At 66.8% G+C, this 2,477-nt stretch carries 2 protein-coding genes; one reads left to right on the top strand and one right to left on the bottom strand.

The window, feature by feature from the left end:
- Window positions 1-114: 114 nt before the first annotated feature.
- Window positions 115-663 carry a DUF4262 domain-containing protein gene (locus tag PV396_RS44845; RefSeq protein WP_319214159.1) on the top strand — a complete coding sequence of 183 codons (549 nt, stop codon included), beginning with the start codon at window positions 115-117 and terminating at the stop codon, window positions 661-663.
- A 45-nt stretch (window positions 664-708) separates the two neighbouring features.
- On the opposite strand, the gene PV396_RS44850 is transcribed toward PV396_RS44845, so the two are convergent.
- Entirely contained in the window at window positions 709-2,301 is a 1,593-nt protein-coding gene (locus PV396_RS44850; RefSeq protein ID WP_319214160.1) for an ISL3 family transposase, read from the bottom strand.
- Between the last annotated feature and the right edge of the window lie 176 nt (window positions 2,302-2,477).

Raw genomic sequence — 2,477 nt, forward strand, 5'->3', positions numbered from 1 at the left:
GGGTCTGGCACAGATCTTGGGGAGCGGTCGCAGAGGGTGACGATGTCGTTCGATTGAAAGGGTCGTCATGATCCCGGCTGCCGGGCTCAAACGGTCACCTCGTAGCCTCCGCACATGATTGATGATCCGTTCCGGTGCCGCTGCGTTCTCTGTCATGACTACGGTGACCGAGACGAAGCGGACCGCCTTGGTCTGACGATCATCGAGAATGTGCAGCAGCACGGATGGCACGTTGTGATGGTTCCCGAGGACGAGATCGGTCCTGGATTCGCCTACACGATCGGCCTCTCGCACACTCACGGCGTACCTGAACTCGCCATGTTCGGGCTCGATGTCCACGCCATGCACCGCATGCTCAACAGGCTCGGAGCGAAGGCCGCCACGGGCGCTGTACTGGCTGATGGCCAGAGACATTCTGACGTTGCCGACGGTCGCCAAATCGCGCTCAGGCAGGTGCATCTCCGCTGGTACCGGACCTTCTTCGGGCGAGCCATCGGGTTCTACCGGCGGCCTCCTTTTCCCGTGTTGCAAGTTGCGTGGCCCGACGTGGATGACCGCTTTCATTGGGAAGAACAGGCTGAAAAGAGGCATCGGGAGTCACAGCCTCAGCTGTGGCTGCCACCGAGTGAGCATCCTGTCGGGACCTGGACGACCGAACTCTGACCGCGAAGGTACCGACCAACGACAGACCAGCACCGTCATGAGGAGCTACTGGAGCAGGATCATTTTTCGGAGCAGTTCGAATCCGGCTCTGCCGTAGAGCTGCCTCTTGATCTTTTTGATGCGGTTCACAGCGCCCTCGATGCTGCCTGAGCTCCAGTCGAGAGTGAGTCCGGCTGTCACGGCGTCGAGGTCCCGGAGCAGATGGAGTGCGAAGCCGGTGAGGCCGGGTAGCTGGCTGGCATCGACTGCGTCGATCCAGGCAGGGAGCGTGGCACCGAGGCGGTCGGTGAGTATTTCGCCGAAGCGGCGGACGTGTCCGGCCGCCTTGTCCAATTCAGGGCAGCGGGCCAGGACCTCCTTCAGGCCGGCCCGGTCTTCCTCGTTCAGGGCGGTGGGGTGGCGGGTGAGCCAGCCGGTCACCTGCCGCACCGTCGGCGGCCGGGGCGGCGCCGGGGACGGAGCCCCGCGCAAGGTGGCGATGTGAGCGCGGACCATGGCGTAGTTGACGGGAGCGTGCTCGGCAACCAGTTCGCTGTGCAGTCGGGTGGCGCTGGTGCATCCCTCGGCGAAGCGTCGCTCCAGGTAAGGCTTGTAGGGGTCCAGCCTGCTGGGCCGGGGCCGGTTCTCGCGGAAGGTGTCCTGCCAGCGTGCGGCGTTCGCGTACCGGAGCACGGTGTTGAGGCCCCAGCCCAGGTGCCGGGCGATCGCCCGGCGTGAGTGACCTTGGGCAAGCATCTCGTGAACCAGTGCGTGTGCTGCCTTCTTCCGCTCGGCCCGCCGACCGACGGGTTCCGAGTCGTCCTGCGGCCGCCCGGAAGCCAGCTGCGTGGCCTTCGGCAACATGCCGCTGGGTGAGGGCCCACGCAGGCAGTCGCGGTGGGCGGCGACGCAGGTCTCCACGGCCCGGCCGAGGCCCTGCCACAGATGGAACCGGTCAGCGACCTGCAGAGCATTGGGGGCACCGCGCCGGGCGCCCTCGGCGTAGGCGCCCGCCCGGTCCCGGCAGATGACCTCTACACCGGGGTGGCGGGTCAGCCAGGCGGCCAGCGGCCCGGCTTCACGGGTCGGGAGCACATCGACCACGCGATGGTCTTCGACGCTGGTCAAGACGGTGGAGTAGGCCTGGCCGCGACGGATCGCGAAGTCGTCCACACCCAGCACCCGCGGCGTGTTGAACCGCGGATCGGGCAGTGCCATGACCCTGCGTAACAAGGTCATCCTTCCCGCGCCGAAGTTCAGCTGGGCCGCCAGCCGGGCGCCGGCCCGTCCGGCCAGGGCGAGCCCCACTCGCTCCAGGGCGTGGTTGAGCCGCGTGGTGAACCGTGCATGCGGGGCGGCCAGCCGGGAGAACGGCTCGGCGAACGTCCGGCGCGGGCAGCCCCCGGCTCCACAGATGAAGCGCCGAACCGTCAGCCGGATCACAAAGCCCTGCTCAGCGAGCGGAAGGTCCTTCAGCCTGCGCTGGTAACGGTCGTGGACTCGGTCCGAGAAGCGGCCACAGTCCGGACATGTAGCCCCGGCCGCGCGGCCTCTCGCCATCACCTCGACCGAGCCGAACGCGGCCGTAACCGCCTCGACCTCCACATCGTCGATCCCGTCGAACACCAGCGAGTCCCAGAACGATGCATCGGTCAGCATGACCAGCACCATCACCGCCCGCAACCGACGACAGCAGCTCTTGGCAGACACCTGAGGGAGCGTCAGTTCTGACCACCGGACGACACGGCGTACGCGATCTCACGCGAACTCGACTCCTCACGATCGAACATCGAGGTAACGCTCCGCGACGGCGCCCCAAGATCTGTGCCAGAACC

This window comes from Streptomyces sp. ME02-8801-2C (assembly GCF_033793965.1).
Lineage (GTDB): Bacteria > Actinomycetota > Actinomycetes > Streptomycetales > Streptomycetaceae > Streptomyces.